Annotated in this window: 3 protein-coding genes; all 3 read right to left on the bottom strand. The window is 47.3% G+C overall.

Going from position 1 to position 4311, the window contains the following annotated elements; translation table 11 throughout:
* Nucleotides 1-716, bottom strand: a 716-nt coding sequence (gene casA / locus PSI17_RS15970) for a type I-E CRISPR-associated protein Cse1/CasA (protein WP_273552907.1), incomplete at its 3' end; no start/stop codon positions are given.
* Nucleotides 713-3478, bottom strand: coding sequence for a CRISPR-associated helicase Cas3' (gene cas3 / locus PSI17_RS15965; protein ID WP_273552906.1), 2766 nt, complete (start codon nt 3476-3478; stop codon nt 713-715). The genes cas3 and casA, both read right to left, overlap by 4 nt.
* 62 nt (nt 3479-3540) lie before the next feature.
* On the bottom strand, nt 3541-3927 hold the full coding sequence (locus PSI17_RS15960; RefSeq protein WP_273552908.1) for a bleomycin resistance protein: 387 nt from the start codon (nt 3925-3927) through the stop codon (nt 3541-3543).
* Nucleotides 3928-4311: the final 384 nt, after the last annotated feature.

The raw sequence follows: 4311 nt of genomic DNA, 5'->3' as shown, positions 1-4311 counted from the left end.
AGTTCATGCACATGATGGGCGAAGATTTCTGTCCCTTTTTCCTGACTGGCATGGGTTTTCCCCAGCCACGGAAAAATATCGGCACTCTTGAGATCCGGCTCCGTGTAACGCCAATGTGCCCGATGAATGACATTCAGCCAGAGTTTTTGCCACAGAGACGCATCGAATGCTTGTGGCTGGATTAAGGTTGTCAGCGGCCCCCCGCCCCGTAACCCGACCCGGTGCCCGACACCGCCGGCCGGCGCGTTAATCTGCAATGTGAACAGGGCAATGGCAGCCATTTCAGGGGAAATAACTTCATATTGACCACGTTTAATAAAGTGGTCGGTATTTAGCTTAAGCGTATTGGCTCCCGGCGCTTCGATCAGTAATCCTGAAATCTCCGTGGATTTTGCGTTATCCAGCGAGTCAAGATCCTGCATAAACAGAGGGCCTTCCCCGGTCAGATTAAAAGCATGTTCTACCCGGTTAAAGGCGGTTTGCAAATCTGCCGGCGTCGGGGCGTGTTCATAAAAATCATGCCATGCGTACTTATCTTCGGGCGCAAAAACGGTTTGCAGTAACCCGATGGCCAATTGGTAGGCCGCGCCCTGAAAATCGGCCCGTGGCAGGGCAAAATCCACCACGGCGGGATTGCAGATTGCGGTCAGGGGCAATTTTTCCTCGCCGCCATTTCTCATTCTAAACGTCAGCCATGCGTCTTTAACGAGGTTCATAACACCTCCTGCTTAGGATAAAAACCGATGATGGGATCATAAGTAAAATTAGGGTCACTCTCTGGCAGCCAGATATGCAGGTATTTGACGGATTTGAATTTATCCTGTAACTGCGCTATCGCCTGAGCAAGTGATTCTGGTACGGGTTGCAGCTTATCGGCATATTTGTTTTTGGGGAGTTTGATGGTGCTGAGTTGAACCGGGAATTTTTCATCCTCTACCCACGGTATCAATTCACCGCTTTCGGTCAGCTTGACGAGCAGTACATTGACGGTTTCCCTGTCGCTGAATCGGGTACTGATATCGCAATTATCGTCATACCAACCGCGGGCACTGCGATGACTATATTCATGGCGTTGCCATTGCAGGGCTTGTGATCGCGCTACAGCCTCCTTGCTTCGGCCTTCTGCTATTGCGTCATCATCCCTGAATTTGAGGGCATCCGGGATTTGTTCATCGGCATCTTCACCATAAACCGCTTCAATCAAGGTTCGCGCCTCAGCCGGCATACGAATGGCCCCCAAGTGCCGGAGTTCACGCAAGCCAAGCCATAAGCGTCCGGCTGAACGATAAACATATTGCGTATTGCGGAAATCGTTACTCAGCCAATCGCTTTTGGGTTGTTCATCCCATTCTGGTGCGTGGAGATATAATTCAGGCGCCGGGCGACTGTCGGTGATACCGGGCTGATATTCACCCCCGGCATTGCGGGTATGTCGATGCAGGCGGCCAACCCGTTGGATTAAATCATCAATCGGGCAGATATCAGAGATCATCACATCGGTATCAGCATCAAGGCTCTCCTGAAAGACTTGTGTGGTAATCAGGACCTTCCCTTGTCGCGCTCCCGGTTTGCTTTTCTTACCAAACGCCTTCAATACCCGATTTTCGATCAGTTTCCGGTCATGCAGGATAAAACGGCTGTGGAACAGAGAACAATTTTCCGGCTGATCCACCTGCGACTGAATCAACCGGAAGGCTTGCAGAGCATCATCCACGGAGTTGCGAACCCAAACCACGCATTGCCCATTTTGCACCGCATTCAGGGCGATCTGTACGCATTCATCCAGATGATTCACGGTCTTTACCGCGACGCTACGGCTGACATCTGCACGGCTGTGCAAGGGCGTTTCACGCAGGGGATTTTCCGGGTCTAACGTGACGTGGGTTGCCAGTGGAAAAGCGGTTTCCCGCAGTTTCTGTGGCGCTATGCCGCTGGCCGATAACCAGATATCCACCAGCCGTTGACGCTGTTTTAAGGAAAGTGTGGCGGTCAGCAGTATCACCGAACCCCCTTGGTGCAGGTGCAGGCTTAACAGACTTTCCAGCAAGGCAAACATGTACTCATCGGCGGCGTGTACCTCATCAAAAATCAAGACCTTGCGATTTAACCCAATCAGCCGCAGTGATTGATATTTTCTCGGCAAAACCGCCAGCAATGCCTGATCGATAGTGCCCACGCCCACCGAGGCCAGCAGGGCTTTTTTGTTGGAGTCTGCCAGCCATTGGTGGCACTGCGCGGTTGCAGTGGTATCGTCTCCGGCATAATCGCTGTCGTTGTGTTCGGAGGTCAGGATGATGTCACGGAAATTATCATTCATCTCGCGTGCACCATGTGCGAGAACGATACTGGGCAGTTTGCCACGTTTAGTATCGAACATACGATGATAGTGTTCAGCGACGCGGCCAAACATGGCGTTAGAGGTGGCCATGGTTGGCAGGCCAAAGTAGAAACCGTCCGCTGCACCGGTCTGCATCAGGCGATGAGTCAGGGCAAGGGCAGCTTCTGTTTTTCCGGCTCCGGTGACATCCTCCAGAATAAAAAGCTGTGGGGAATCATCAACCGGAACTTCTTCTGCCCATTGTTGCAGTGGGGTTGGCGAAAAGTGGTAATAATCTTGAATTGAGGTGTAAGGCGATATCACCGGTGTATGATGGAGATCAATGCCATTCAGGGCAATTTGCGCCTGTTTCTGGGCAATTCGCCAATATTCTGCCAACGGCAGGGCTTGGGTTTGATAACGGAAATGATAACTGTCAGAGCCGATCCAATCCGCCAATACGACAAGGCCGGCAAGTTGCCAGCTTACTTGTTTCAGACTGTGCTGCCATTCTCCTGAAAGCAGTTTTGCCAGTGGCAGGCGGGGTTGAAAAAGTTTCAGCAAATCATGGGTAAATACTGTTGCGTCATCACTGTTTTGGGGGTCAGTAAAATCAACAATATCCCTGTGTTTACCGTCATCAATGGGTTTCCCGTGATGGCCGAGCATACACTGCATTAAAACCATCAGGCTATCTTGGGCAAAGTCTTTTTCTCTGGCAGAGAGTGGGTTATCGGCAGCAGGTAGCTGATTGTTTCCCACCAATGAAAGCAGGACATCATCCCGAATATTTCGCCAGAAAAACAGTCCCAGTTGATCATGCCGGAAATTTCGGGAGTCGTAGGGCTTACGCTGATCAGGTTTAATCAGGTCAGTATTTTCTTGCGAATATAATTGCTGAAACGCCGAGGCAAATTTGCCGAGATCATGCAGCGCCAAAAAGAATGAAAACAGGTTTTGCAATGATTCCGGTGATAGCTGTAAAAAAGCGGCCAGATCTTGCGTCAGTTTTTTTTGTGGTGCCAATAATAATTGGCCTACGGCGGCAACATCCAGACAATGATAGGCCAGCAGGTGATAATTTTCGTCAGAATAGGGATTCTTTTTTGCCTTACCCCAATATTGTGTAAGGTAGCCAGAATGATTGATTAACTCAGGCATATTTTTACCGTAAAATAAAATTTTCAACTGACGCCATTTATGACATCGCATTATTGAGGTTGTTATTCGATATATTGGCTAAATCGAAGTAAATAACCATCGGGATCTTGCACAAGGAATTCTCGCTGACAGACTTGAGTGTCGCCTATGCAGTAATAATTATTTTTCGCCGGGCGATAAAGTTCGATGCCATTAATTTGCAGATGGGTGAGTAGTGGATTTATGTCATAAATTTCAATCTGCAAATTAATACCACGACCTAAAGGCTTGCTCAATTCTCCGGTATTCCAACCCTCATCATGAAGGGCTTCCAGCATTAATTGCGCTTCACCTAAACTTAAATAGGCAAAGTCAGGATCTTTTCGCCGGATTAATACTTCGAATCCTAATATTTTTTGGTAGAAATTGAGTGAAACAGAAAAATCGGTCACAGTCAGTTCCGGTACCATACGATTCCAGTAAGTTATTTCTGTTGTGGTGTAAGTGCCCAAGATGTTTCCCTATGTGATTATATTATTTAAAAATATCGAGCTATGTAAAAAGACAGTTGAATCCTTTGCATTAACAACAGATTTGGATAATTTACTCCATTTTCTATTGTTTTTTCATTAGGGTAATGTTTTATATGGAATATTGATCACAATTTAAAATTATATGAGCGGGCAGTGATAAAAATTCAATAGCATCAAAATTCTGATGATTCTATTTATGACCGCTCTGTAATAATTTCATAATGGTTTTATTCTTTTAGGTTATTTTTCTTTCCAGATAGCTAATTTCTTGTTGCAGTTGGCTTAACATTGCAATCAATGCCTCTTTACGCCATCTATACA

Source organism: Xenorhabdus sp. IM139775 (genome assembly GCF_028598745.1).
Lineage (GTDB): Bacteria > Pseudomonadota > Gammaproteobacteria > Enterobacterales > Enterobacteriaceae > Xenorhabdus.
Note: the sequence above shows the minus strand (reverse complement) of the source record. Positions and strands in the feature narration are given on the sequence as shown.